Below are 24,537 nucleotides of genomic sequence, written 5' to 3'. Positions count from 1 at the left end.
CCATACCTCGCGGTATGCAACGCATGACTCGGGGACCTTGTGGATTGCTGGTCCTTCAATGGTCGGGGACTTTCACCCCTTGATCTCTACCGGTCTCCCGGCGCACACTGTATGTATAACCAGTAAAATTGAAGTGTCAGGAGGAAAGATGAAGCTACAACTTTTCAGCACCGGGAAAGAACTCCCGCCACAGGCCCATCCATTGTTTGCCGATCTGGCCAGCTGCGGTTTTCCCAGCCCTGCTGCTGACTATGTCGAGTCCGATCTGGATCTCCATGATTACTGCATACGGCATCCGAGCGCGACCTACTACCTGCGTGCCAGCGGAGACAGCATGGCCGACGGCAGTCTGTACAATGGCGATCTGCTGGTTGTTGACAGTGCTGAAAAGCCGCGGCACGGCGATATCGTTGTCGCCAGCGTACAGGGGGAGTTTACGGTGAAACGGCTTCTGCTGACGCCACGACTGACGCTGCAGCCCATGAATGCCTCCTGGTCGCCGATTTATCCTGATCCCGACGAGCTGGATATCTTTGGCGTCGTCACGCATATCATCCACCGCCCGAGGGAGATGTACTGATGTTTGCCCTGGCCGATGTGAACAGCTTCTATGCCAGCTGTGAACGTGTTTTCCGCCCGGATTTGAAAGGAAAGCCGATAGTCGTCCTGAGCAACAACGACGGGAACGTAATCGCTCGCAGTGCCGAGGCGAAGCCCTGGATCAAAATGGGGACTCCGTGGTTTCAGATAAAAAACGAAAGGTACCCGGAAAAAATATATGCGTTTTCAAGTAACTATGAACTTTACGCCTCGATGTCGGCGCGTGTGATGAACTGCCTGGAGGAACTGGCCCCCAGGGTGGAACAGTATTCAATTGATGAGATGTTCCTCGACCTGACCGGCGTGGAGCACTGTATGGGGCTTGAGGACTTCGGCCGGCAGCTGCGTCAGCACGTGTATGACTGTACCCGCCTGACCATTGGCGTGGGCGCCGGACCAACAAAAACCCTCGCAAAATCAGCCCAGTGGGCCTCAAAAGAGTGGAAACAGTTTCGTGGCGTACTCGCTCTGACCAGGGGAAATCCGCAGAGAACGCGGAAACTGCTTTCACTCCAGCCGGTTGAAGAAATCTGGGGGGTGGGTAACCGTATTGCACGCAAGCTAAATGTGCTGGGCATAAAGACCGCGCTCGATCTGGCTCTGACCAACCCGGCCTTCATCCGCAAAAATTTTTCTGTGGTCCTTGAGCGAACGGTACGTGAACTGAACGGGGAAAGCTGCCTTTCGCTTGAGGAAGTCCCTCCGACGAAACAGCAAATTGTCTGCAGCCGCAGTTTTGGCGTAAAGATCACGGAGTACGAGTCACTCCGTCAGGCTATCTGTCAGCACGCAGAGCGGGCCTCTGAAAAACTGCGTAAAGAGCACCAGTATTGCCGGCATATTTCTGTTTTCATCAAAACGTCTCCGTTCGCCGTTAAAGAGCCTTACTACGGCAACGTGGCTACGGAAAAACTTCTTACACCCACTCAGGACACCAGGGACATCATTGCAGCCGCCACAACGGCTATGGAGCGTATCTGGAGGGATGGGCACCGGTATGCCAAAGCCGGAGTTATGCTGAATGATTTCACCGGCTCTGGCGTGTCTCAGCTGCAGCTGTTCGACGAACGTCCGCCACGTCCACACAGCGCTGAACTAATGAAGGTTTTGGACGGGATCAACAACTCAGGGCTGGGGAAGGTCTGGTTTGCGGGGCGGGGTATTGCCCCGGAATGGCAGATGAAACGGGAGATGCTTTCTCCTGCTTATACGACACGATGGTCAGATATTCCAGCAGCGAAACTGGCGTGAAACTTTGGCGATTTCACCTTGAAATCATCAGCCTAAACTGCCTAATTACAATAAGTTAGATGTGAAATCGCCATGGCGAAATTATTGACTCAAATTTCTGTCAAGGACCTCGTTGATAGCCTTGTCCAGTTCATCCTGAATCACTTTTGACATACGGCTAAACTCATAAGTCAGCGTGCGCCCTTTCACACGCTTACGCGCGAACTTGTCCTTTTCCTCAAAAGACCAGAGTGGAGAGACCACTGATTTTTCCTTAGGAGATGGATCTATCAATGCCTGAGATGCCTGAGAAATCAGCTTCAGTATACTGGCTTTCTGTTCGTCTTCTGGTCGCTCGCCATCACTCAAAATTGCATCGAGCTGAGCTGATACAGACTGAATGAGTTCTTCAGGCGTTAATCCCTTTTCACTGAGTTTTTCATTAACTTCTAAAAGAAGTTTATAGTCACTAAACGATAGCTCCGACTGAACCGGAAACAGAGAAATCAAGTCTTGCGGTACGGCCGCCGCCTGCAGTGCCCTGGTAACTTTAGCCTGAGATAACCCCTCCAGTTCAGCAATTTCCTTTTGATTAAATCCGGACTCTTTAAGAGCGATCAATCTCAGGCCAATCTCCCGAAGATTATGTTCTTTAGCTGTCTGGATATCTTTAGCCAGTTGGCGGGCTTCATCAGCTGATAAATGTTCTTCGGTAACCATTACATCAAGGCCTGTACGGACAAAAATCGCTGAGGCTCGCCGTCTTGAACCATCCAGTATCTCAATCCTTTCACTTTGCTTAACACCAATACAGGGGAAGAACTGCTGAAACTTAATCGTCTGGATAATCGATTTCAGGGACTCCCTGGTCAGTGCAAGTTGATCTCTTCCGTTGTTTTCCTGGTTTACGAAGGTCTTACTTTCAACTTCAGATGCAGGCACCCGAACAAACTTGAACGTTACCTTCCTGCCGGTTTTTAAGGTAAATACCTGGCTTCTACCGGTGTCCATCATTTCCACCATTGACGCCTGGGTATTTAACTGTCTGCCGATGGTTTTTCTTTTCTCATTCGACATCACATACCTCCGTTAGTACGAATGAACTCGATGCGATCAAAGACTGCCTTCGCAAAGTCTTCCGCTGCTGATTTTGCGCTTTTTAGTGCCTCTGTACTTCCATCATAGGTTGCTGGATTTGCTGAAATAACTGTGTCAAAAGTCTCCCCACAGCGTTCGAAACCATCCAGTCTCGGCAGAACCATGTCTAGCATATCGGCACCGAAAACCTCTTTGGCCTGACTATGGCAAATTTTGTGATCAGACTTGTTCAGGATCTTGGACATGAAGCCGACATTACCGATGAGATTGCAGGTGTGCCCATCCATTTCGATGGAATCTATGAGGGCAGGGAGGCTGGCCACAAACTTCAGGGAAGAATGAAAATCAACCGTAGCCGGTGGAAGAGGGGTCAACATCAGGTCTGCCGCCCCAATGCAGTTTTTCAGGAACGCATCAAGGTGAGGACCACTATCAAGGAAAATAAAGTCGTAGTCATGCTGGAGCTTATCGATAATGTTCTCTTTAAGCACAGCATGAATATTTTTCCCTGGGAGATGTTCTTCACACAATCCCTTCCAGCCTTCAGCGAGGAATGCATCGTCAATGGAAGCGGGGATTACATCAACACCAGGGATAATAGACGGTACTATAAAATCGGAAAGTAATTCTTCACGAGACACGTTCTGGAGCATGGCCTGAGCCGCCGTATTTTCAACCAGGCCCACTGAATTCTCATGGCTCAGGAACATCGTCAGAGATGCCTGCGGATCGAAATCGATGGCCAGAATACGCAGGTCCTCGAACAGAAGCTGAGGATGAGCTCGAAAAGCATGTGATAATGAAGCGGTAGTAACTGTCTTGGAACCACCACCTTTAAGATTACAAACAAAAATCGTAAAGGCTTTATCGAAGCGATCCCTGTACTTCGGTACTTTACGATGGTTATACAGATCGATGACATTCTGAATCGTCATCGCGTATTTCATCGTATTACCAGAAGGTTTCTTTTTAAAAATGTAGCCACCGGCTTCCATTTCGGACACAGCATACTCAACACTGCCTTTACTGAGCTTAGGCAGCTTATACAGAGCGGCTTTGCTGTATTCCTGATAGAACTCGGTAAGCTTCAATTCCTCTTTTTGCTGGCGAATACTTTCGCTCAAAGATGTCAGAAGCTTACCTGCACGTGTAGCGACTTTCCGTAACTGCTCAATATTGTCCATTTATCACCTCATGACGTTTTTTGTCATTTTGAACAAAAAGAGTCATGTTGCAAGCAAAAAATCATATTGTTTTGATTTCGCTCTCAACAGGAGGGGGATGAAGCTCGACGGGCGTGCTACTAAATCACACTGCAGCAACACGCAGACGCACTTTTGACCATCAACAACAACTCATACAAAAGGGCTTTGAGAAAGGTATCCAACTTGCAAGACAGGAGGGTCATTCAGAAGGATTCTGATTTTAGTTACGACCGGTGCAATGCTGAGCCTTATGTATCAGCGCTCGCCGCAGCCATGTAACCGAGCGTAGCGAGCGAACTGGCGAGGAAGCGAAGAGGAACCGTTCCGGCAGATAGCTCTTACGCTCAGCACAAGAAGAGTTTTCCATCCTCTGTGGGAAACAGGTCAACTTTAATGGACGCTCCGGACTATGGGAAACAGGTCAACTTTAATGGACGCTCCGGACTATGGGAAACAGGTCAACTTCGCGGGCGGCCGGGACTATGGGAAACAGGTCAACTTCACGGGCGGCCGGGAGTGTGGGGAACAGGTCAACTTCGCGGGCGGCCGGGACTGTGGGAAACAGGTCAACTTTGCAGACGGCCCGGACTGTGGGAAACAGGTCAACTTCGCGGGCGGCCGGGAGTGTGGGGAACAGGTCAACTTTGCAGACGGCCCGGACTGTGGGAAACAGGTCAACTTTGCAGACGACCGGGACTGTGGGAAACAGGTCAACTTTGCAGACGACCGGGACTGTGGGAAACAGGTCAACTCCGCAGACGGCCCGGACTGTGGGAAACAGGTCAACTACGCAGACAGCCGCGATTGCGGGAAACAGGTCAAGTTAGGCAAGCACTATGGGAAATACAGCAAGTTTAGTATCCCCCCATATGTCAGCAACAAACTAAGGGGGGAGGAAATAAAAATTACAGGCTATTGTTTTTTATCAAGAAAATTAAACAGCAAGCGACCATCTTCTTCAGTGGTATATGTTACCTTTAATGGCGTCTTCTCATTAATTTTCTTCAGAGCAGGTTCCAGGAAGGTACGCTTCATTTCAGCAATATTGTTTTTCTGCGAAGCAGGGAGCATAAACCTTTCACATAACCAGTCATGTGTGGTGATCCAGACACCAGTGCTCCGGAACTGACACAGGCTTTCATAAAGCCGGATGACACGAACACTATTAAGCTGGCCACAGTCATAGAGAGAATAGGTAGTGAACTGGGAGGTTAAGCCTACCAGGAATGGCATGACCTTGTAGTTAAATTCAATCTGCCAGGAACCCCGGCCTCGCTTCATTCCTGCTTCAGCCAGCCACGGACGTTTAACTTCTTCAAACTCACCTTCTTTTGGATAAAAGGTAACCGTTGATTCGCCCAGAGCATTTACCCCAGCCTTCACATCACGACTGGCGACAGACGTAGCGACATTGAAGTATTTGACGTAATCGGAAACGCTGATTTTGAAGAGCGGCAATACGTCAGAGTCATCTTCCTGGCTGTCATTAAAATAGGCCTGCATGAGGCATAACCACAGCACACGTTTTGCCTGAAGAGGCAGGTAATATGCAGCTTCGGTCAATTCGTTAGATTGCTTTATACTGGCGCGTTTTTTAAACGTTTTAGTAGCTGGCAAGAGTGCTTGAGTATCCATTTCAATGCCTATGGGTAAATTTTTACCCACCCATAATGACAGTGAAAACAGAAATTGCAAGCTATCGCGATACTTATCCACCGGAAAAATCTGCACTTTATCCACAAGTGGATAATTGAGAACTGAACTTGACCTCTTTCCCATAGCTTGTTGATGCGTATCCCATAGCTTGTTGACACAAAACCCACTGATACGTGATTAATTTCCCATATTATGTTTACCAGTTGCCCATACAGGCCCCCTCTCAGGCCGCACTGTACGCGGCTTTCAGGCTCCCTAAAAGATGTAAAATAAAGAAAAAGAATAAAAAAGTACTTTATAAAAATATGCGCGTGGATAAGTGGATAACCCCGAGGGGGAGGTGATTTTTCAGGCATTGAGCGTAAGCAGAATTTATAAGTTTTGTTCCCTGGTGCTTCCTCGCTCACTCGGGGCTTCGCCCTGTCGCTCGACTGCGGCGAGCACTGCTGGCTCGATCATATCCGTGGCCGGAAGATACTCCTCCTCCCCCGAGTCGCTCTCCAGAGCCCGCTACAGCGAGACAACCCGCACGAAGATTTCTATCGTCCCTGCAGACATATTCGAATCGTTTTTATTAACCCTGGCTCCCGTCGTGACAGAACACTACGTCCTGTAAAAGGGGGACTAAGGCCCCTGAATCACACACCTGAAATTAATAATGCGGAGTTTTACGATAATGTCATTGCTGGAAACTTTCCTGACCGCTTCTCCCGCTTCTCAGGGGGCAACAATCCTGTTCCTTGCCATGCTGATCTACTGGCAAAAGCGATAAATCCATGCGGGCTGGCCTTTGGCCAGCTTCGCTGTATAAGGGGAAAAATGCGGCATATCCAGGCATTTCACTAGGCAATTTGAATTCAGATATCTATGCTTGGGATCCGGACAACAGGAGGTAACAAGATGAAACTTCAAGATATACAGATAGATAATACCGTAAGGAGTGGCCTTAATTCTTTCACTGGTGGGGTGATTATTCGTGATACAAAGGTATTGATCACGCTCAATCTCCCGGATGGACAGAAAACCACTATTGAGGGGGAATGGCGGCATATGTCAGACGCCAACAGATTGTCAGAACGTATTACGATGCTTCAGCATGCGATCTATGAGCAGTATGAGGAATACAGAGCAGATATTCCCGTCAGCTGGTCCAGATAACGTCTGACAGACCTCACCGGCGAGCAGGACGTTCGCCAGCATCATTCTCCTAAGCACTTAAATATTCCCTTTCAGCATGGCTACCGCATCCGCTTCGGGCATCTGAAACTGCACCCGGTGCCGTGCCGCGACATCGAGCGCAAACACCTTCGTATAGACCTCCGTGGAACTGATCGATTTGTGGCCCATCAGGCTCTGCAAAACCTTCAGTGGTATGCCGGCGTACAGCATATGCATCGCGTAGGAGTGACGGAACGTATGGGGGGTAACCGGTACTGAGAACGTCACCCCGTCGGCCGCTGCGGCCTCCACCGCTTCGCTAAGCCAGGTGCGCACGGTACGGTCTGTGATCTCCCAGATACGTGCCTTCTCCATTCTGCCGGTGCGCTTGTTTCGTCTTTCCAGCGGAATTTTCAGGGTGGCCACCATCATCTGCAGCTGGCTGACATAGTGGTGATCGGAAAGGGGAACCAGACGATGGATCTGACTGCCTGCGGGGGCACGACCTGCCGTCCTGGTCGCTTTCTCGGTACGCTGCTTGAGCGTGGCCAGCTGCACGAACGGATACGGCGGCGCCAGCGAAAAATCCCCCCGGGTCAGCGCGAGCGCTTCATTAATGCGCGCGCCGGTGTTCCACAGCGTCGCCAGCAGCATCTTGCGGTGAAGATCCGGCACGTAATGGAGCAGGGCGCTGACTTCCGGCGCCAGCAGGTATTTCGGCAGTTCATCCTGCACGAGCGCCATCTGGCGCAGGGCGAGGGCGGCAGGGTAATCGATGGCCACCGGGAGCAATGTTCCGGGAGATGCCGGAGATCCAACTGGAACCAGGTTATTCATAATTTCTTTTAACTTTTTTCTTTGCCGAGAATTTTCTTCGTAATATTACCGGAGTCAGGATGACTAACCAGCCAGCGACGGCCAGCCAGAAAACAGACGAAGTCGCAAACAAAACTACCCCGTCAATGACGGTAGACACGATATTTTCGGGCACAGGTTTCACTCCTCTTCAGTGGGTGGCTATAGAACGGGAACATTCATGACACCAACATCCAGTAGATAAAGCACAGAAAACCCATCCCCCATCCCCAGAACAGGATCTGGCCGCGGTATTTATCCCGCAGGTTAAAAAAGGGATGTGCCTGCAGGTCAACGAGCTCCTCACTTTGCGAGGCAAGCTCCCTTTCCAGCTCCAGGATTCTTTTCTGCGACTGAGCACACAGGGTAGCCAGCCGGATGACCCCGGTTGCCCGTTGCGCCACCTCCAGGTCTGAATCCCCGCTCTGCGGCAGAGACAGTTTTTCTACCCGCAGTGGCAGGGCGTCACATTTCTCGTCCGGGAGCTGGCCCCCTTTCCTGTGCAACAGATGATAAAATGGACGATTCTTAAGTGAAGTAATTAACTGTTTTTGCGACCGTTTTTTGCCTTCGAGCTGCACGATTTTTTCCTGCAGCCCGCGATAACAGTCTTCCAGCCGGCGTACCGCGGATACCAGGGGCTCCACCCGGAGCGTTGAATACCTGCCCCGCGGCAACTGTAGTTCGTCTGCCCGCAGCGGCATTGAGCTGGTTTCCCCGGCCGGGAACCGGAAACCCATTGCGTGCCACAGTCTGTCCCTCCGGATCTTGTTTTCTTCGTTTTTTTCATCAACCTGGGAAATTTCAATCGGCAAAACCCTGGTTTCTGGCGGAAGGCCTCTGGCCCAGAGCACAAACTGCTGCGTGATCCAGCTACCCAGGCCGTGTCCCTGCAGGCGGCGTTCCAGTCTGAACTCATCTGTAAACAGATGCAGGGCCTTCTGTTGAGGCCAGTAGATTGCAGTGAAAGTCTGAGTCTTCGTCTGTTCGGTATCGGCCAGGTACAGTGTCATTATGCAGGAGACCCGGTACAATCCGTCGGGAAAATGGTCAGAAGTTGCCCCCCACGATTGCTCCCTGCTCAGAATGACGACCAGATTTTCCTCCTGGCGGGTACTGTTATTTGTAATGATCTTCGGCAATGTCACGAGCCACATTGTTTTGTCCATAACAGTCCGGGTCACGAAGTCGGTCATGTTTTTTCCCTGGAGGGTTATACCCCGGTGCTGTCAGCAGTTATCGGATAGGGGAGTGTCCCCTGACCCCACGAAAGCCTGCAGGGCATCCGCTCTGGAGGGCAGTTCAATACAGTCCCCGTGCAGTGGGTTAATTTCTTCGTCAATGGCTTCGTTGTAAAGCATGCGAAGCCGCCACCCCTTCATCGGGAGAGAGTTCTGTATGGCCAGCACCATCCCTTCCGGCGACAGCAGTTCACGAAGGGTGTAGCAGGCCCCGATCCGGGTCGAGTCCCGCAGCCACATCACGGGGTATTCACTGACCAGCTGGTCATACACGCATTCTGCCGTATGGAAGTAATTCTCATCCGCCCTGCATAAATCACACATAATCCTTCCTTAACTGAAAATTCCGCCTGTAAGCCTTGTGAAGCCATCATCAGAACAGTGAACAATACAGTTTAAAGACCTTATCGATGAGGCAGGCTTTCCACGGCGGACCGCTGTGTTCAGACTGCGACAGATGGTAGTCTCCGGTGAGCACCCAGAAATCAGGCTGGCCTGATTGTTCTGCCACCATTCTGCCGTTTCGTTTGAGAATTTTGGGAGATCGCCATTCCTGACGCCGCCGGGCTGTCTCGACGGGGCAGTCCTCATTAAGGCCAGAGTAAAGCCACAGCTCCTGGTGGCCATATACATCCTCAAGCTCCCGGACCACATCGTTAAATGATCTAAATGTTGGTTTACCCATACCTCGCCTAAAAGCTTCGTTTTGACATCCTCCCTGTCTTTCAGGGCGGGGAGGCTGTCAAATTCCCCAGAACATCAGGTTTATCGCATTTTTGATGTCATTTTCCCGGTGGCTGAGATCGGCCACTTCCTCCCCGGTGACGGAGGCCGTGACGCTGGCCATGTCCGTGGTCATCAGGCGGTAGCTGTCGTCCCCGATGTGCACCACCGGATAGAGTTCACGGGAGACCTTATCCGACAGCAGCCGGGCGCTGGCCAGCGGGATCACCATCCGTCGCCCGGGGGTATCGATGATGTCACTCTGCACATCCACGAACAGACGATAGCGGCTCTCTCTTTTATAGGCATAAACCTTAAACTGCATCTCACCAGTCCCTGTTTTCGTCGGCGAATGAACCGTTCATCTCAATAAAGCGGGCAACCTCGGCCATCCCTTCCTGATTTTCGGCCTGCCAGCGTTCGGCACGCAGACGACGGGCCTCATTCTGCATGGCCCTGTTCACCAGGCCGGAGATATTGACGTCCGCGGATTTCAGTAACTGATAACTGTCGCTGTCTATGGTGACGGTGATGCGCTGCTTCATGATGCACTCCGGAATACATACTAATGATATGTATAACAGTATAGCTTAATGATGCAGCTGACACACGCCAGACAGAAACATACTGTTATGTCGCCATTCATTTCACACCGTGAAATTCACATACACAATAATCACCAGAGAGATAACAAGCAGCCATACAGCCACGCCGTTAAATTACCGGACGGCCGTTCCGGTTGGATCCGACTTTTCGCACTTTATGAAGTTTCCGGAAGTGTACCACGGTCAGGGAATAAGCAAAGCGGCGTTTTCCGGTGGTGAGCAGGCGGTCGCGGGGCAGGGGAGGGACACAACATATAGCGTTACAACCAGCTGAGAACACCGCTAGATATTGTGTTTCCGGGCCGCTGCGCCCCGGCGGGGCTGAAGCAGATCCGGAACCGGCAGAAATCGGATCTTAAAATGAGAAACAGAAAAAAGGTAATAAAAATCTTGCATTCGCAATACAACCAGGGGAAAGTAATACCAACCTGCGAGTGGAGTCAAATCCCGCTTTGTAGGAATTTTTTCATTTTAGATTAAAACGTCAAAGAGGGGTTCATTATGAACATTCAGACTTCATCTGAACAAAACGAGTCTCAGGGGACCGTGTCGGTCTCACTTAAAGGCATTCCGACCGATCAGGGCCAGGCGCTGAAAGAGGTGGCCAGAGCACGGGACATTAACCAGTCTGCGCTGCTGCGTGAGATGGTTAATGCCAGTATGGGCAGTATACTCCACGTCTTCTGCCTTAAGAGCCCGCTTGTCGCATCCCTGGATCAGGATATCGCCCAGTATAACGGCTGTACTGTCCTGCCGGCATGGGGCAGTGTCCCTCCGGCCCCCCTGTTTGAAGCGGCCTACCGCGACCTGCTTGGTATCCATACGGAAGATGATCTGACCCGGATTTTACTGCGTAATGCACAGTACCTCCGCATGCGAAGCAGCCAGGTTCTGCCACCGGGACAGCAGTTCTATGGCGGGACAGCGCTGTATTTTGCCCTGTTCTGCGATGTCGCCGGTCGTGATGAACAGACGATTGAAGCCTTCTGGGCCAGTATCGCGCGTTTCTGGGGAGCCTGGTATCGTCGGCAGGATTACTATCAGCAGATCAACCAGCTACGCGGAGTCATGGGCAAGGCGCCGGCGAATGGTCTCAGCGAGGCGCATGCGGTGGGCGTTTACAGCCGGGTCGCTGTGTTTCAGGATGAAAGCGGCCAGAAAGGACTCAGCCAGGTGCTGCTGACCCTTCGCACAGAGAATACGCAGGCGCTGCCGGCAGGCGCGTTCGATCAGTTTGAGTTGCCGTGCTGTAATGGTCACATTCTTGTGCCTGATCCGGGCTATGGTGCCCCCGTTGTTTTTCTCAACAATGTACTCGGCCTGGGGTTCCGCTTCCGGGAAGGAACCTGCTCCATGCACTGCTACACTGTGGAGGACGTCCGACTCGGGGCCACTCAGACACTGACGGAAGTGGCGGAATCGCTCGTCAGTAATGTTGATGCTCCCCTGCGGGCCTATGCTGCAACCATCCCGGTAAATCAGAGGTAGTTGCTTTGACATCCTCCCTGCCTGAAGGACGGGGAGGATGTCAACTCATGGGGTCAGCTACGGCCCCGTTTCAGTTCACGGACACAGGGATCATAATCATCTGCATAACCTCCATAGTCACGGCTGGGCATGAAGTACCATTTTTTGCCGTCCCAGCCGACGATCCGGGTGGTTGGTTTGGTTTTATTAAAAACAACAATACAGACGCCGGAGGGAGACCCCGGGGGAAGAAGCCGTTGCACCACACACTCACTGTTGCCCACATCAATCCAGTCTTTGACGTGAATTTCAGGATGGCTCATTGTTAATCTCCAGGTGATAAAATTGATTACCGTACAGTGTACAGTGACCGGGTAATGCTCCTGACACCAGTATATTGCGGTGGTGTTGCCCTGATTCAGCCAGCACCTATAGAATTGCGCTATGAATATTCGTGACGTATATACGGGCCTGTTTTTTTCACGTTAGCAAATTTGCCCGTGCGGCAGAAACTCGATTTTAGCAATGGACGATCTGGACACTGATTTCCCCTCACGGTCTATACCGAAAGTGGAGTTCCCATCCGGCGGGAGATTCCGGACTGATGTATAAGCATATGCAAGTGCCGTTTCAAGCGTGCCCTTTTCATAAACAATATCTGCCTGGAACCAGATAATACAGGGGTGAAGCACCTTGAGGTAATGCGGCGTAAGATCGTGGGCGTAGTTCTCAAAGTATGCGTTACAGACATCCTCTACCAGCTCCGGCAGCCTGAGATAATCATGTTGCCCATTTTCACTGGTGTGGAAATGTAATTCCCGAACCAGATGGCCGTAAGGCCCCCAGTGCGTTCTATCGCCAGTTCTGAGCTGAAACATCTCATCCGGGACGCCCCCCGGAACATTCCATTCCTGAAGGTGTTTACGGACCATCTCATTCGGAGCCAGGTCGAGCAGCATTTTTATGGCGAGTGATTCTGACTGATTTAGCGCCAGTAACCCCGCGGGAAAAGTGTTACCGGCGAAAGTCCGGGTACCATGAAACCACAGAGCTCGTGTGAATGGTCCCGGTTCGCCCAGTTCCGCACAGACGTACTCTCTCAGATACTGAGGTGCATCAACCAACTGGCGAGGATTAAGCTCGTAGATACTTTCAAGATCGAGCGAAAGCAGCACCCTTTTCAGCTTTTCAGGGGGACAGCCAAACCCGGCAGATAATGTATGCAACGCCTGAGTTCGTGAGGAGCAATCGAGGATCAACATTGTGTAACCCCCTCACAAATCCTGTAGTTTAACAGCCCGGGCTCGACGCCGGGCCATATTGCCGAGCAGCAGGGTCGCATAATATTTCAGAAAGGGTAAAAGTTCCGGGGCGCTGAAAGTGGCATAGGCATTCTCATCCTCAGGAGCATCCCTGAAAGCAATCAGATCGACAAGACGATCGTCGGTGACTGATACAACCTGGACGCTGAAATGAGCCACAGAATTTCTCATTTTAAGGATAAGATCACGCAGAGTCATCTCCGGTCCGGGTAGCTGCGACTCCTGTAACCCCATGTTTGTTTTAAGCAGCTGCGTTAAACGGTCAGCGGGCAGGAAAGAGAGCGCCTTCTCTTTCGGCAGCACGATGAGACCCAGAAGGCAATTCAGGGTCAGTGTGTAGTTGTACTGCTCCCTGAAGGGCTTGCCCTGCACCTCAATCATTTCGTTATACTGATCAATAAGTGCCAGTGTTCGCTGAACAAATTCGGTCTCAAAATCTGAATAATTTCCCATTTAACCCTCCCGTTCCGGTTCGAGAATCCACTATATCATCCGGTCAGCCTGACGGCTCAGGTACAGCATTTCCGAGTATCAGGGTTTTCGGATCTTCATTGGGGATGAAGCACACTGGTGCATATAAGACAGTAATTAATTATTATTTTTGCTAAAAAGACATTAATGTCCAGAAAGCACAAAGGAATTTTATTATTGCCATTAAAGCAATTTCACTTCAATTAAATTACGAAGGTCATTACTTCCGGTCATGTCAGATTTGGAACGCAAGAGTGGTTCAGATAAATCTGATCAAGATGACACAACCAGAATGAAAAGTGGGCTACGATAGAAAGGCTCAAAGAATTCAAGGATAAGGAGAAAAAAATGGCTCAACTCAGGATCCGGGGCGTAAGAAGTTACGCGCCTGACCGGGATATCTGCTTTGATCTCAGCAGTAAGGTGACACTCATCTACGGCCAGAACGGCTCGGGGAAATCCACGGTATCAGGCTATTTTTATGACCGGCAGGCGGATAAATATCGGCACTGTGCCTTTGAGAGCCCGCACATCAGCCACTTTCAGGTCTTTAATCAGGAATATATTGACAGCAAATTCGCCCGTGCGGACTATCAGCCCGGGATCTTCACTCTCAGTGAGGCCAATCAGGAAAGCCAGGATAAAATAAACAGTAATAATAAAGAAAGAACAAAACTGAGTGCCCACCTGGAGAAACTTAATGAGGAGATTGCACAAAAAGAAGGGATGAAAGAAACGATCGTCGACCACTGTGCCAGGGATATTTTCAACCGGACAGTCAATGACAGAAAAAACCTCAGCGATTTCCTTGAGGGTGCCAAAATTAAAAGATCGTTTTACGAACGTATGGTTGCAACACCACTTTCAGACGTGCGTACCACAACGGAGGAACTGACTGATAAATGGCGAATGTTAAGTCAAAGCGAAGGAACGCTTGTCAGCGAAATTCATATTCCACGAACAACTGTCTTAACGGAAGAAACAATAAAACTGATGAAGGAACCTGTTGTGCCTGTAAGTAGCACGCAATTCTCTGCACTCATCCAGAAAATCGGTAATGCAGACTGGGTGCGCCAGGGGCAGCATTATATACACGACGATGTTTGCCCCTTCTGCCAGCAGCCCTTTGATGTCATAGCCTTTTCGCGCGAACTCACTCAGATGTTCGATGAGTCTTATCAGACTTCTCTTGGAGTGCTGAGCCAGGCAGCAGAAGGGCTGGCTCAGGACTGTGATGCCCTGGCCGAATTTGAACACCGTGTTGCAACCCATTCTTTCGTTGATGAGGGAAGTCAGATTTTATCTCTGGTGAAAGCGGTAAATAAAGGCTTTCAGATTTTGTTACAGCAACTCCTTAATAAAATTAAAGAACCGTCTCTGAAGGTACAGCCTGAGAACCTTCAGGAATCCCTGTTCTTACTCCAGAATGAAGTGGACGCGTTCAATACCCGGGTACGGGAAAATAACCGACTGGCTGAAAACTTTACCCATGAAAAAAAGTCCCTGCACGCTGATGTAATGGCGCATCTCAGAGGGATTTGCGAAGAGTTCTTTACCGAACGTGACAGGCAGCTTGGTGAGCTACAAAATGAAATTAACAGTAGGTTGCGTGATGGCGGGATCCTCGAAGCAAACAAGAAGCAGCTGGATGACGAGACGAATGCCCTGACCGGACAACTCTCGGACATACAACCCACTATTGACAGTATCAACGCGAATCTCAGACTGCTGGGGATCACCGGCTTTGAGATCATCTGCCATGATACTGAGATGAAACTATACCGTCTGCGCCGGGGAAGCGAGCCTGAGAAGGCTGAAGTATTCAAATCCCTCAGTGAGGGTGAGAAAACAATGGTTTCTTTCCTTTATTTCATAGAATCATGCTCCGGCAGTCTCACCCCTGAAACCATTCATCCGGAGAATAAACTTATTGTTATTGACGATCCGATTTCCAGCCTGTCACATAACTATATTTATGAAGTCGCAGCTCTCATTAAACGGAAAATTATAAAATCAGGTGCAGCGAGACATGTAGTGATACTGACTCACAATATGTTTTTCTTCCAGGAAATACTGTTAAACAGCGGCCGCCTGCAGGATAACAGAGAGGCACCGGTGAACTGGTCTCTGCTTCGAATTATTAAGTCTGACTACAGTTCCTGCGAGAAGCTCTCCATGCACGAGATGCTCAATGAATATCAGGCGTTATGGCAGACCCTGAAAGACGTCAGGGATGGAAAAACCCAGCCTATTGTGCTTTTTAATACGATGAGAAATATTCTTGAGTACTATTTCAGTTTCGCCTGTAAAACTGAAAAACTTAAAGAGGCCCTGGAGTCTCTGGCAGCCGAACACAGCGATGCCGGAGAGTATGATTCATTTTATCGGGCTATTAACCGGCACTCTCATTCTGATGGCCGAAATCTCTTTTCTACAGGGGTCATCGATAAGGAACGTTATCTAAGTATGTTTAGAAAAGTGTTTACTCAGACAGACGACGATGATCACTATCTTGCCATGATGGGGGAATCAGCAGACCTGCAGGAAACAGTGGAGTAACAAGCAGTGCCGTCACCTGCGGGTACCGTTCACTTAACGCGTCGGGAGCGAGCGCATGTGCTTACGCACATGCTCTACGCGCCCGAAACGAAAACGTGTATACCGTACAACGGGTACAATTTTCGGTTTCATGGCGGGTTTCCTTTTACAGTCCGGCTACTGCCGGAAGTCCCTGTAACCATTTACAGGCGGTAAAAAGCGCAGAGGGGAACACCCGAGGTGACGACAGCTCATTATAAACACCGTTCCGGTTTGAGGTAAATCATTTCCACATTTGAAAGAGGGAAAAGCAGAGCTCCTATTCCCGGAACTAACAACAATGCACATCCAGCCTTTTATAACCAATTCTAAGGAAAGCCAGAGCTCATGCAGTTAACGGTCGTCCCGCACTCCAGTCCCCTCGCTAGCAACCGAGCATGTTATTTCCGGCATTGGTATTTTTCGGATCTGCAGTGCGAAGAAGAATGATTATTGCAGGACGAACACAAAAATAGACTGATTGTTGTGAAAAGTGAATTATTGCATCTCAGTTCATAAATATGATGAATTGTTGACGAAAATATGACTATCACCGCAGACAGATGTTTCTGAGACGCCACCGTAAAATCACATGGCAGCATAGCGATATCCTCACTATGATGGGGGAGAAATTCTCATCATAAGGATCCCTCCGGTGAAAGGTTCAGTATGGAATAAATGGGATTTACATATTCACAGTCCAGTGACATGGCAGGCCAATGGTTATGCCGGCCAGTGTGATATCGCGCGCTATGTTCAGCTTCTCGGGGAAAAGCAACTTTCCCTCATCGCCGTGACCAACTATTTTTATTTCCGGCAGAATGAGCTGGAAATGATACGGGAAGAAATTGCCCGCCAGAACCTGAATATCACGGTACTGGGAAATGTTGAGTTTCGCCTTGATCAACAGAACAAGGCCGGGGACTTTATTAATGTTCATATTCTTTTCTCCGACAGGATCAGCACTGAGCGTATTAATGAAGCCCTGTCCCGTTTCCCGCACAGGTTAACTGACGGTGACAGAAAAGCCATTTACTGCTGCGAAAAGAGTGTTGCGATGAGCGGTCATGGCGTGGATACCATTGTGGTGGCGTTCAGTACACTGCTTGAACACCTCAGTGCATCATTCCGACCATTCAGGGATTATCTAGTGGCGGTATGTCCTAACGGGTATGGCGGTTACCGGCCGGATGCGAACGGCCGTTCTGCGGCCATAGCAACCGAAATCGACCGTCAGGGACAGATGATCTTTGGCGGGAAAGGGGATCGTGAATTCTTTCTGAGAACGGATCGTTATGATGGCGCCAGCGTCAAACCCGTCTTCCTCTGCTCCGATGCCCACCGGATGGAGGATATCGGCAGCCGATACACCTGGGTAAAGGCGCTTCCGACCTTCGAGGGGTTACGCCAGGCACTGCTGGAGCCTGAAGCCCGCCTCAGGATAGGGGAGGAGTGGCTGGCAGAACTTACGCCAAAAGCGCATTTCAGTCAGATTGATGTTGAAGGGACGATTTTTGATGGCCAAGAAATCAGCTTCAGGAAACTGTCCATCCCCCTCAGTCAGGATATGGTGGCCATCATTGGCGGCCGGGGAACAGGTAAAAGTCTGCTGCTTGATGCGCTCCGTTCCCGTTTTGCCGGGGCGGCGGCCCGGGGAAGCGATCAGCGTGATGTGAATGTTCAGCATATGAGTATTGAGCTGGATAAGGCCAATGGTGAGAAGATCCGTTTTGATGCCCGTTCTGAAGGGTATGAGTACTTGCATGTGTCTCAGGGCGAAATCAAAAAGCTCTGTCAGGAGCCGGGGCTCATCAGCGACGAGATAAAGAAAATGCTGAGGCTGACACCGGCCCATGAGGCGGGCAATACGGCCGCACAGCTGGCGGAAAACCTCAGTGCTTGGCGTGCCTGGCGTGAATTCAGCCTGTACCGAAGTGCGTATTCAGAGCCGGTGAATACGCGTCATTTTCAGCTGAATATCATCAGAGCCGCTCAGGAAAAGATTGAGGTTCTCACTAGTGACCGCAATAAGGCACTGATTGAGACGTTTCGCGAAAACAGCCGGCGCCAGACATTACTGCTTCAGACGCGGGATAAACTGACTAGTGTGCGTGCGGACATTGTGACGACCGCAGAGGATCTGAATGCCAGAATTGCGGCGATTAATGCAGAGGATAGTGCTCATGAAGCGATCCCGCTCGTGGATCTGTCTGCCCAGACAGAGGTTATTGAGCGCAGACTGCTGTCCGTGCAAGAGCAGACCGAACAGTTTGGTCGCGATAACGACGAGATTATCGGTACTTTCCGCGAGCAGGGACTGGGACAGGACATTACCGGGTTGCTGGAAAAGGTACATGAATATCAGCGCCAGACGGAGCTGGCGGAAACGCATCTGCGTGAAATAGGACATCAGGAGACACTGTACCGGAGCGGACTGGAACAACGCACCAGGCTTGCGGCTGAATTCATGGATGGATTGCTGTCAAGACAGGGAGTGATCGACACGGCTTTCGCATCGCTGACCACAAAACCTCATCTGACGCAGGATCAGCAGGCCCTGATACAGGACATTCTTACGGATATCCGCATTTATGGCCAGCCTCACTTTGATGTTACTGCCTTTTACAACGGGATGCTCAGTTGTCTGAACCGAGGCCGGTTCAGGGCGGCCGGGGAACTGACTACCCAGGATAGGTTGCGGGAGGTATTCAGGATCAGCAGCATTGATGAGTTCCGGGCCCTGCTGGCAAATGAACCCATGCTGGTGCTGCCGGAATGTCCGGACAATAAACTAACCATCGAGGCGTTTTTCTGGCGCGACGAATATTTTAACAGTCAGGGACCGGATGCACTTCTCAGTTATCTGTTCAGTCCGGAGCAGATCCAGCGCTATCTGAACGTCAGGGCGGAATTTGAATACAAAGGTAAAACCGTCGAAAAACTGTCAGCCGGGCAACGGGGGACCTTCTATGTCTGCCTTAAACTGGCGACAGATGCCTTCGGATCGCCGTTTGTCTTTGATCAGCCGGAAGATGACCTGGATAATGAATTCATCATGCACAGTCTGGTCCCACTTTTCAGAAAAATAAAACAGTACCGACAGGTCATCATTGTGACGCATAACGCCAACCTGGTGGTTAACTGTGATGCTGAACAGGTCATCATCGCGGCCAACAATGATGAAGTTATCAGTTACCGTAGCGGAGCGCTGGAATACGGAGATCACGGGGCGGAGAACAGTATGCGCAAGGCTATATGTGACGTGCTTGAAGGGGGGCGCCAGGCGTTCGAAGCGCGTGAGCAAAAATACGGGATGATGTGGCTTAACGCCATCTGATGAATCTCAGGAACTGAAGGATTCAATCCCATATAAGACTTTAAAGCAGACCGTCATCAGGTCTGCTTTTTCTTCCGGTTTAACCTTTTTTCGGATCTGAAAATGAAGAAATAATTAATACCGAAAAAATCAAAAAATCAATAGTTAAAAACTATGAAAGGTGGGGTGAGAACAAAACTTGCGCAACTTAACGATTTAACGTAGTCTATAAAGCATGAAATCGAAAAGGAGGTTTTATGAACACAACAACTCAAAAACGAAACGGTAATGATCGTTCCTCCACTATGCATAATTTTTTGGACAACAGCATTGCTGCAGAGCGTCTTGAGAATTTTTTTCAGGATCTGGTCGAGGAAGTTCGGTCAGGTAAAACACCGATTGCTCCTGAAAGTATGGGGAAGACCGATGCGGTTTTTACCATGGATGTCATCCTGAAGTTACTTGAAAATCGCGCTGTTAACAGCCTGACGCCGGAAAAAAAACGTCAGCAGCGACGTTTACACAGTAAGGCCCTTTTCCTTCAGAGACTGGAAAATGACGGCGGGGTTTACACCTCAGCTAAAGCTGCAGAAATGGTAGGCAGGAGTAAACCCACAGTTAAAACCTGGAAAGATACCGATCAGTTACTTGCTCTTGATATTGACGGTGAGTTTTACTACCCGGTGTTTCAGTTTACTGATGAGGAAGAGATCTCGGACAAAGGCGTGCTCCGGGGTGTGGCCGAACTGCTGACTATGCTGAGCAGCTTCAGTGACCGAATGAAATATTCTTTCTTTATGGAACAGAGAAATACTGTCCTGGATGGGCTGAACCCTGCAGGACGTTCGTTTACCGTCGCCGAGGTTCTGAAAGGCAATCCGGATGAAAAAGTGATGAATGAATTACGCCGGCTGGCTCGCAACTATGGCACACAGAACGCCGTTTAATGAAAGGGGGTGCTTGCCCCCCTTTATCAGTTATTCCTCAACAGGAATTCCCAGGTCATAAACAAGAATATCTGCCGCTTCCTTACCCTGATACTCAAACTGACTGAGACTTGTCTGGCTCCGGGTTATGGCCAGCCCGGTTCCGGCCGGATCGTCATGCCATAGCACAAGGCATGGGTCACTGGTGACATTTGATGGAAACTCCATTCCGTCAAACCCTGCTGAATGAACTTTTTCAGCCAGTTGATGAGTCACTGCACGTGTTGAGGTTGTTACATCATTCAACCTTAAATCACTGCATTTAATCAGCTTACTGACCTGAAGGACCCAAATATCTTTCTCAATGACGACGGTCCCCATCATGTAATTATCGAGATCTGATTCCCTGAGCCCTGTTTTATGCTGAAACACTTCCTTCATTGCCGTGTCGGGAGTTTTGGCCACGTACATAGAGCCATTCTCACCATCATTAAGACTGTAACGGCAATCCTCGCCATTACGATTGAAAAAGACACTGCTTCCGCCGTAACTACCGAGCTGAAGCCGGAACACCTCAGTTCCTGATGGCACAGTCATTCCGCACCGCTGGAGCTGTTCGTCCTGTAACTTCCCGATTTTATCGAGAGATGCCACGTCCTGTTCATTCATGCCTGCATTTAGAGAAGTTTCAACAGTCTGATTAACTTCGTCGTTTGGGTTTACCCCTGATTTTGAACTCATATTTTCCACCGCCTTTCATATAAGGATTAACATAAGCCATAGGCTTAATCTCCATCGTTTTGATGTTTTGTCCCCCGGACAGAATGCCTGGGAGGACGTTGTATCTGTCAGCTGTGCTGACAGACCCTCAAAGCATAAACGATTGAGAATGTTAAACAACGGTCTGTAATGCACAGAGGGGCAGAAAAATTACGGTATAGAGGGACTACCATTCATAAAAGAAGACGTGCGGATCCGCTTAAGACAATTTTCGGATCTGCACGGCGGGAAACGCGTAAGTGATATGATAATTAAACCATACGCATAAAATCACACTGGATGTGATATTTATCTAAACTAACAATATCATATCTGATATGATGTTTATTCATTTTGTAGAAAATCATCCGATATATGATTTTTACTTCACCGTACATTATCAGACGGAGCGTGCAGGATGGATGAAGAAATGATGTTTTCGCTCAGCTATGAGCAAATGACGCAGATGGCAGAAGAGGAAATAAAGCAATGCGATTTTCGCAGGGATGGCACCCATTATGTCTGGGAAGTGAACAAGGCTCATGACATCCTCCGCTTCTGGTATCTCCTGGCGCTGCGCGGACACACGGGCCTGGCCACCACTCGGGTCGAAGCAGACTATAAACGGTTAAAAACGCTCATTTCTCAGAGGAACGAGGGACAATGATGCGGGAAAAATCCCGACGTCCGTCGCCGCTGCAGCGGCGGGTGCTGATTGTGCTGGCCGCCCTCGGTGCGAAACGTCCGGGGCCGGTGGCGACGCGGGATATTGAGCGGGTGCTGGAGCAGGGCGGGGACGCCCCGGTGTACGGGCCGAACCTGCGCGCCTCCTGCCGGCGCATGGAAGCCGCGGGCTGGCTGCGCACCCTGCGCGCCCCGAACCTGCAGCTGGCCGTCGAGCTGACGCAGGCCGGTCGCGGCATTGCAGAACCGCTCTACCAGGAAGCACGCGAGGCTGAAACGGCACGACAACGACTGACCGACGTCCGGCGTCTGCCGTTACGCCAGACGACTGCCGGTGACGCGGTGGAGCTGCAGCTGGATGACGGCCATTACACCATCAGGGAAGCGGCCTACGTGATCCGTCTGGACGGTACCACCTGCCTGCAGCTGACGGATGCCGGCGGCATACGCCGGATAAAAGAGGGCGATCCCCTGCAGGTGGCCAGCTGGTATCAGGCCTGTTTTGATGCAGGCCTGCCGGTCATCGTCCAGGTGAATGAGAGCCGGGACTGATCGCCACCACACAAGGAACAGGAGCATAAAATGAAAGTCACTGAACCCGGACTGAATACGCTGATCGATAACCTGAACACCCTGATTTGTGAGGACAGCCTGCTCACGCGCAAGGAGCGTGATGCGCTTGAAACGGTCCCGGATGAAGAGATCGGTACGCATCTTTACTGGCTTTCCGAGAAACTGGGCAGAACGCCTTTCAGTGTTGCTTTCCAGATCGCGGCAATCAGGGAGCTGCAGGACGGCTGGGAGGAGCAGTTCAGGGAGATTTCGGATAACATTCGCTTGTCCGGTCTGAGCATCAGTGAATATCTGAAACAGAATGGCACGGACCTGAACGCCTGAATGCCATTTGCGTTATCGACAAATTATATAATGAGGGGCAGTGATGAAAACAGCGGTATGGTTGGTGGTGTATTATTACCGGGACACCTCAGGATGTAGCAGAAGATGACGAAACAGGAATGGATTTTACGACTTCGACGCTGTACCTCGAAGGACACCCTGGAAAGGGTGATAGAAAAAAACAAATATTCCCTGTCAGATGATGAACTTGAGCATTTCAATGCCGCGGTGGATCACCGGCTGGCGGAGATGACGATGGGAAAGTTATATGACCGGGTACCGCCAGGTATCTGGAAATTTGTGAAATAGAACAGGTGACCTTATGAACAACGATAATCTGAAACTTATATTGCCGTAGGGGATCATCATGACGGGAACAGGAATTTTCACGGTACGTATCGGCGATGAAGTGAAGCACATTACCGATCTCGATGTACTAACACTCATGCATGAATTGTCAAAGCTTAAAAAAGAAAATACTGCCCTGTATGACTATAACCGTCAGGTTAACCGGGGGTGGCGCGGCTTTATTCTTCGCCTGATGGGTATCCATTTGCCTGACAAAGACCGTGTCCGTCTTCAGGGCATTAATGTCGGAAAAGAATCCATCTATCCTGACTGAAGCCGTGCCGGCAGTGATAGTGTGCAGGCCATTGCAGTAGAGCATCAATAATTTTACTTTAAGTGCATGATATTTAACATAAAACGCATTATCGGTACTTTGAAGTGTATAGCATTTGCTATACGTTCGTGTTGTGTTATTCTTGTATATCAATTGCTATACAAGAGAGGTGTGTATGAAATCAGATGTTCAACTCAACCTAAGAGCTAAAGAGTCTCAGAGAGCACTCATCGATGCTGCTGCAGAGATCCTTCATAAATCGCGAACCGACTTTATCCTGGAGATGGCCTGCAAGGCTGCGGAGAATGTGATCCTTGATCGCCGTGTTTTCAATTTTAACGACGAACAGTATGCAGAGTTCATCGATATGCTCGATGCACCAGTCGAGGATGAGCCCGCCATTAATAAACTACTGGCAAGGAAACCTCAGTGGGACGTATAACCACGCCCGAGCCGTTATCCAGCTCTCATCAGCTGGCTGAGTTCGTCAGTGGAGAGACAGTCCTCGATGAATGGCTAAAACAGAGAGGTTTAAAAAATCAAGCTCTTGGCGCTGCCCGAACGTTCGTTGTTTGCAAGACGGGTACGAAGCAAGTAGCTGGTTTTTACTCTTTGGCCACCGGCAGCGTTAACCATACGGAAGCGACAGGTAGTCTTCGGCGTAACATGCCAGATCCTATACCGGTGATTATACTCGCTCGCCTGGCGGTAGATGTCTCATTGCACGGAAAAGGGGTTGGCGCCGATTTACTCCACGATGCAGTTCTACGGTGTTATCGCGTAGCTGAGAACATTGGGGTTCGTGCGATAATGGTTCATGCGCTTACTGAAGAAGCCAAAGGTTTCTATGCTCACCATGGATTTAAGGCATCACAAACTCATGAGAGGACTCTGTTTCTAAAGCTTCCATGACTGGTTGCTGGAATGGGAAAGTAGCTGGTTACCGTCTTAACATATTGATTTTTATGTTATTTATTTTAATATTTAACATAATCTTTGTTAAGCGCACTAAGGTTGTAATGGCTCAATAGTAATGTCCGCCTGTGGCTCAATTCAGATGTCCGCGCTATGGTAAGCTTCACTGGTCCGTTTAAACTACCGGGAGGCATATCATGAGCGCAGAAA

28 protein-coding genes are annotated in these 24,537 nt (G+C 49.9%); 15 read left to right on the top strand and 13 right to left on the bottom strand.

Annotated elements, in window-relative coordinates:
• Window positions 1–148 precede the first annotated feature (148 nt).
• A complete protein-coding gene (umuD, locus tag AC6CWS_RS25385) occupies window positions 149–580 on the top strand; it encodes a translesion error-prone DNA polymerase V autoproteolytic subunit (RefSeq protein WP_001568036.1) in 432 nt (143 codons plus the stop codon).
• Window positions 580–1,851, top strand: coding sequence for a Y-family DNA polymerase (locus tag AC6CWS_RS25380; protein WP_009484136.1), 1,272 nt, complete (start codon window positions 580–582; stop codon window positions 1,849–1,851). The genes umuD and AC6CWS_RS25380 overlap by 1 nt, the downstream gene beginning before the upstream one ends.
• Window positions 1,852–1,932: 81 nt before the next feature.
• Here the strand turns inward: AC6CWS_RS25380 and AC6CWS_RS25375 are convergent, their stop codons facing one another.
• The 3 genes from AC6CWS_RS25375 to AC6CWS_RS25365 form a co-directional block, all read right to left on the bottom strand.
• Window positions 1,933–2,907, bottom strand: a complete 975-nt coding sequence (locus tag AC6CWS_RS25375) for a ParB family protein (protein WP_009484137.1) — start codon at window positions 2,905–2,907, stop codon at window positions 1,933–1,935.
• On the bottom strand, window positions 2,907–4,112 hold the full coding sequence (locus tag AC6CWS_RS25370) for an AAA family ATPase (RefSeq protein ID WP_009484138.1): 1,206 nt from the start codon (window positions 4,110–4,112) through the stop codon (window positions 2,907–2,909). The genes AC6CWS_RS25375 and AC6CWS_RS25370 overlap by 1 nt, the downstream gene beginning before the upstream one ends.
• Before the next feature lie 933 nt (window positions 4,113–5,045).
• Window positions 5,046–5,912: a replication initiation protein gene (locus AC6CWS_RS25365; protein WP_004118283.1), complete on the bottom strand. Its 867-nt coding sequence runs from the start codon at window positions 5,910–5,912 to the stop codon at window positions 5,046–5,048.
• A gap of 535 nt (window positions 5,913–6,447) precedes the next feature.
• Here AC6CWS_RS25365 and AC6CWS_RS25360 point away from each other — a divergent pair.
• Together AC6CWS_RS25360 and AC6CWS_RS25355 are read left to right on the top strand one after the other, a co-directional pair.
• Window positions 6,448–6,561, top strand: a complete 114-nt coding sequence (locus AC6CWS_RS25360) for a hypothetical protein (RefSeq protein WP_014343462.1) — start codon at window positions 6,448–6,450, stop codon at window positions 6,559–6,561.
• Between the two features lie 128 nt (window positions 6,562–6,689).
• Window positions 6,690–6,947 carry a hypothetical protein gene (locus tag AC6CWS_RS25355; protein ID WP_009310077.1) on the top strand — a complete coding sequence of 86 codons (258 nt, stop codon included), beginning with the start codon at window positions 6,690–6,692 and terminating at the stop codon, window positions 6,945–6,947.
• A gap of 57 nt (window positions 6,948–7,004) precedes the next feature.
• Here the strand turns inward: AC6CWS_RS25355 and AC6CWS_RS25350 are convergent, their stop codons facing one another.
• The 6 genes from AC6CWS_RS25350 to ccdA form a co-directional block, all read right to left on the bottom strand.
• Window positions 7,005–7,784, bottom strand: a complete 780-nt coding sequence (locus tag AC6CWS_RS25350) for a site-specific integrase (RefSeq protein ID WP_023287113.1) — start codon at window positions 7,782–7,784, stop codon at window positions 7,005–7,007.
• A gap of 197 nt (window positions 7,785–7,981) precedes the next feature.
• Window positions 7,982–8,998, bottom strand: a complete 1,017-nt coding sequence (locus tag AC6CWS_RS25345; RefSeq protein ID WP_009483880.1) for a hypothetical protein — start codon at window positions 8,996–8,998, stop codon at window positions 7,982–7,984.
• Between the two features lie 33 nt (window positions 8,999–9,031).
• The gene (locus AC6CWS_RS25340; RefSeq protein ID WP_009309920.1) at window positions 9,032–9,367 is read right to left on the bottom strand and encodes a hypothetical protein; all 336 of its coding nucleotides are present in this window, start codon (window positions 9,365–9,367) and stop codon (window positions 9,032–9,034) included.
• A gap of 49 nt (window positions 9,368–9,416) precedes the next feature.
• On the bottom strand, window positions 9,417–9,557 hold the full coding sequence (locus AC6CWS_RS25335) for a hypothetical protein (RefSeq protein WP_020804316.1): 141 nt from the start codon (window positions 9,555–9,557) through the stop codon (window positions 9,417–9,419).
• Between the two features lie 228 nt (window positions 9,558–9,785).
• Entirely contained in the window at window positions 9,786–10,091 is a 306-nt protein-coding gene (ccdB, locus tag AC6CWS_RS25330; RefSeq protein WP_004197633.1) for a type II toxin-antitoxin system toxin CcdB, read from the bottom strand.
• Between the two features lies 1 nt (window position 10,092).
• Window positions 10,093–10,311 carry a type II toxin-antitoxin system antitoxin CcdA gene (gene ccdA, locus AC6CWS_RS25325; protein WP_006788213.1) on the bottom strand — a complete coding sequence of 73 codons (219 nt, stop codon included), beginning with the start codon at window positions 10,309–10,311 and terminating at the stop codon, window positions 10,093–10,095.
• 561 nt (window positions 10,312–10,872) lie between these two features.
• Between ccdA and AC6CWS_RS25320 the strand changes: the two genes are divergently transcribed.
• Window positions 10,873–11,859, top strand: a complete 987-nt coding sequence (locus AC6CWS_RS25320) for a hypothetical protein (RefSeq protein ID WP_223371697.1) — start codon at window positions 10,873–10,875, stop codon at window positions 11,857–11,859.
• A gap of 53 nt (window positions 11,860–11,912) precedes the next feature.
• On the opposite strand, the gene AC6CWS_RS25315 is transcribed toward AC6CWS_RS25320, so the two are convergent.
• The 3 genes from AC6CWS_RS25315 to AC6CWS_RS25305 form a co-directional block, all read right to left on the bottom strand.
• Window positions 11,913–12,161: a hypothetical protein gene (locus AC6CWS_RS25315; protein ID WP_071994626.1), complete on the bottom strand. Its 249-nt coding sequence runs from the start codon at window positions 12,159–12,161 to the stop codon at window positions 11,913–11,915.
• Window positions 12,162–12,323: 162 nt separating this feature from the next.
• Window positions 12,324–13,100 (bottom strand): hypothetical protein, encoded by a 777-nt coding sequence (locus tag AC6CWS_RS25310; protein WP_032411310.1) that lies wholly within the window; start codon window positions 13,098–13,100, stop codon window positions 12,324–12,326.
• Window positions 13,101–13,112: 12 nt separating this feature from the next.
• Window positions 13,113–13,613, bottom strand: a complete 501-nt coding sequence (locus tag AC6CWS_RS25305) for a HEPN family nuclease (RefSeq protein WP_032411313.1) — start codon at window positions 13,611–13,613, stop codon at window positions 13,113–13,115.
• A gap of 366 nt (window positions 13,614–13,979) precedes the next feature.
• On the opposite strand from AC6CWS_RS25305, the gene AC6CWS_RS25300 reads away from it, so the two are divergent.
• The 3 genes from AC6CWS_RS25300 to AC6CWS_RS25290 all read left to right on the top strand — a co-directional run bounded on the left by AC6CWS_RS25300 (window position 13,980) and on the right by AC6CWS_RS25290 (window position 20,471).
• On the top strand, window positions 13,980–16,190 hold the full coding sequence (locus AC6CWS_RS25300; RefSeq protein WP_032411315.1) for an AAA family ATPase: 2,211 nt from the start codon (window positions 13,980–13,982) through the stop codon (window positions 16,188–16,190).
• A 673-nt stretch (window positions 16,191–16,863) separates the two neighbouring features.
• Entirely contained in the window at window positions 16,864–19,545 is a 2,682-nt protein-coding gene (locus AC6CWS_RS25295; protein ID WP_498256454.1) for a TrlF family AAA-like ATPase, read from the top strand.
• Window positions 19,546–19,781: 236 nt separating this feature from the next.
• Window positions 19,782–20,471 (top strand): hypothetical protein, encoded by a 690-nt coding sequence (locus AC6CWS_RS25290; RefSeq protein WP_105166491.1) that lies wholly within the window; start codon window positions 19,782–19,784, stop codon window positions 20,469–20,471.
• Window positions 20,472–20,501: 30 nt separating this feature from the next.
• On the opposite strand, the gene AC6CWS_RS25285 is transcribed toward AC6CWS_RS25290, so the two are convergent.
• A complete protein-coding gene (locus AC6CWS_RS25285) occupies window positions 20,502–21,191 on the bottom strand; it encodes an RES family NAD+ phosphorylase (RefSeq protein ID WP_105166490.1) in 690 nt (229 codons plus the stop codon).
• 436 nt (window positions 21,192–21,627) lie between these two features.
• On the opposite strand from AC6CWS_RS25285, the gene AC6CWS_RS25280 reads away from it, so the two are divergent.
• From AC6CWS_RS25280 to AC6CWS_RS25250, 7 genes are all read left to right on the top strand, one after another.
• Window positions 21,628–21,876, top strand: a complete 249-nt coding sequence (locus tag AC6CWS_RS25280; RefSeq protein WP_001568018.1) for a hypothetical protein — start codon at window positions 21,628–21,630, stop codon at window positions 21,874–21,876.
• Entirely contained in the window at window positions 21,873–22,445 is a 573-nt protein-coding gene (locus AC6CWS_RS25275; RefSeq protein WP_023317860.1) for a hypothetical protein, read from the top strand. Before AC6CWS_RS25280 ends, AC6CWS_RS25275 begins: the two co-directional genes overlap by 4 nt.
• Before the next feature lie 30 nt (window positions 22,446–22,475).
• A complete protein-coding gene (locus tag AC6CWS_RS25270; protein WP_105166489.1) occupies window positions 22,476–22,790 on the top strand; it encodes a hypothetical protein in 315 nt (104 codons plus the stop codon).
• Between the two features lie 105 nt (window positions 22,791–22,895).
• Window positions 22,896–23,099: an HHA domain-containing protein gene (locus AC6CWS_RS25265; protein WP_032736775.1), complete on the top strand. Its 204-nt coding sequence runs from the start codon at window positions 22,896–22,898 to the stop codon at window positions 23,097–23,099.
• 58 nt (window positions 23,100–23,157) lie between these two features.
• A complete protein-coding gene (locus AC6CWS_RS25260) occupies window positions 23,158–23,412 on the top strand; it encodes a hypothetical protein (protein WP_105166488.1) in 255 nt (84 codons plus the stop codon).
• Between the two features lie 175 nt (window positions 23,413–23,587).
• A complete protein-coding gene (locus AC6CWS_RS25255) occupies window positions 23,588–23,854 on the top strand; it encodes a type II toxin-antitoxin system TacA family antitoxin (protein WP_003026799.1) in 267 nt (88 codons plus the stop codon).
• Window positions 23,842–24,324, top strand: a complete 483-nt coding sequence (locus AC6CWS_RS25250; protein ID WP_003026803.1) for a GNAT family N-acetyltransferase — start codon at window positions 23,842–23,844, stop codon at window positions 24,322–24,324. The genes AC6CWS_RS25255 and AC6CWS_RS25250 overlap by 13 nt, the downstream gene beginning before the upstream one ends.
• The last annotated feature ends 213 nt before the right edge of the window (window positions 24,325–24,537 follow it).

This window comes from Klebsiella sp. M041, from assembly GCF_059759695.1.
This window is presented reverse-complemented; position numbering and strand designations above follow the sequence as displayed.

Coding starts and splice junctions, on each gene's coding strand:
- ccdB (WP_004197633.1), bottom strand. CDS start 10,091: ATGCAGTTTAAGGTTTATGCCTATAAAAGAGAGAGCCGCTATCGTCTG.
- AC6CWS_RS25300 (WP_032411315.1), top strand. CDS start 13,980: ATGGCTCAACTCAGGATCCGGGGCGTAAGAAGTTACGCGCCTGACCGG.
- AC6CWS_RS25340 (WP_009309920.1), bottom strand. CDS start 9,367: ATGTGTGATTTATGCAGGGCGGATGAGAATTACTTCCATACGGCAGAA.
- AC6CWS_RS25370 (WP_009484138.1), bottom strand. CDS start 4,112: ATGGACAATATTGAGCAGTTACGGAAAGTCGCTACACGTGCAGGTAAG.
- AC6CWS_RS25260 (WP_105166488.1), top strand. CDS start 23,158: ATGACGGGAACAGGAATTTTCACGGTACGTATCGGCGATGAAGTGAAG.
- AC6CWS_RS25320 (WP_223371697.1), top strand. CDS start 10,873: ATGAACATTCAGACTTCATCTGAACAAAACGAGTCTCAGGGGACCGTG.
- AC6CWS_RS25265 (WP_032736775.1), top strand. CDS start 22,896: ATGACGAAACAGGAATGGATTTTACGACTTCGACGCTGTACCTCGAAG.
- AC6CWS_RS25360 (WP_014343462.1), top strand. CDS start 6,448: ATGCGGAGTTTTACGATAATGTCATTGCTGGAAACTTTCCTGACCGCT.
- umuD (WP_001568036.1), top strand. CDS start 149: ATGAAGCTACAACTTTTCAGCACCGGGAAAGAACTCCCGCCACAGGCC.
- AC6CWS_RS25315 (WP_071994626.1), bottom strand. CDS start 12,161: ATGAGCCATCCTGAAATTCACGTCAAAGACTGGATTGATGTGGGCAAC.
- AC6CWS_RS25270 (WP_105166489.1), top strand. CDS start 22,476: ATGAAAGTCACTGAACCCGGACTGAATACGCTGATCGATAACCTGAAC.
- AC6CWS_RS25335 (WP_020804316.1), bottom strand. CDS start 9,557: ATGGTGGCAGAACAATCAGGCCAGCCTGATTTCTGGGTGCTCACCGGA.
- AC6CWS_RS25310 (WP_032411310.1), bottom strand. CDS start 13,100: ATGTTGATCCTCGATTGCTCCTCACGAACTCAGGCGTTGCATACATTA.
- AC6CWS_RS25305 (WP_032411313.1), bottom strand. CDS start 13,613: ATGGGAAATTATTCAGATTTTGAGACCGAATTTGTTCAGCGAACACTG.
- ccdA (WP_006788213.1), bottom strand. CDS start 10,311: ATGAAGCAGCGCATCACCGTCACCATAGACAGCGACAGTTATCAGTTA.
- AC6CWS_RS25285 (WP_105166490.1), bottom strand. CDS start 21,191: ATGAGTTCAAAATCAGGGGTAAACCCAAACGACGAAGTTAATCAGACT.
- AC6CWS_RS25345 (WP_009483880.1), bottom strand. CDS start 8,998: ATGACCGACTTCGTGACCCGGACTGTTATGGACAAAACAATGTGGCTC.
- AC6CWS_RS25380 (WP_009484136.1), top strand. CDS start 580: ATGTTTGCCCTGGCCGATGTGAACAGCTTCTATGCCAGCTGTGAACGT.
- AC6CWS_RS25255 (WP_003026799.1), top strand. CDS start 23,588: ATGAAATCAGATGTTCAACTCAACCTAAGAGCTAAAGAGTCTCAGAGA.
- AC6CWS_RS25290 (WP_105166491.1), top strand. CDS start 19,782: ATGAACACAACAACTCAAAAACGAAACGGTAATGATCGTTCCTCCACT.
- AC6CWS_RS25350 (WP_023287113.1), bottom strand. CDS start 7,784: ATGAATAACCTGGTTCCAGTTGGATCTCCGGCATCTCCCGGAACATTG.
- AC6CWS_RS25275 (WP_023317860.1), top strand. CDS start 21,873: ATGATGCGGGAAAAATCCCGACGTCCGTCGCCGCTGCAGCGGCGGGTG.
- AC6CWS_RS25365 (WP_004118283.1), bottom strand. CDS start 5,912: ATGGGAAAGAGGTCAAGTTCAGTTCTCAATTATCCACTTGTGGATAAA.
- AC6CWS_RS25280 (WP_001568018.1), top strand. CDS start 21,628: ATGGATGAAGAAATGATGTTTTCGCTCAGCTATGAGCAAATGACGCAG.
- AC6CWS_RS25375 (WP_009484137.1), bottom strand. CDS start 2,907: ATGTCGAATGAGAAAAGAAAAACCATCGGCAGACAGTTAAATACCCAG.
- AC6CWS_RS25355 (WP_009310077.1), top strand. CDS start 6,690: ATGAAACTTCAAGATATACAGATAGATAATACCGTAAGGAGTGGCCTT.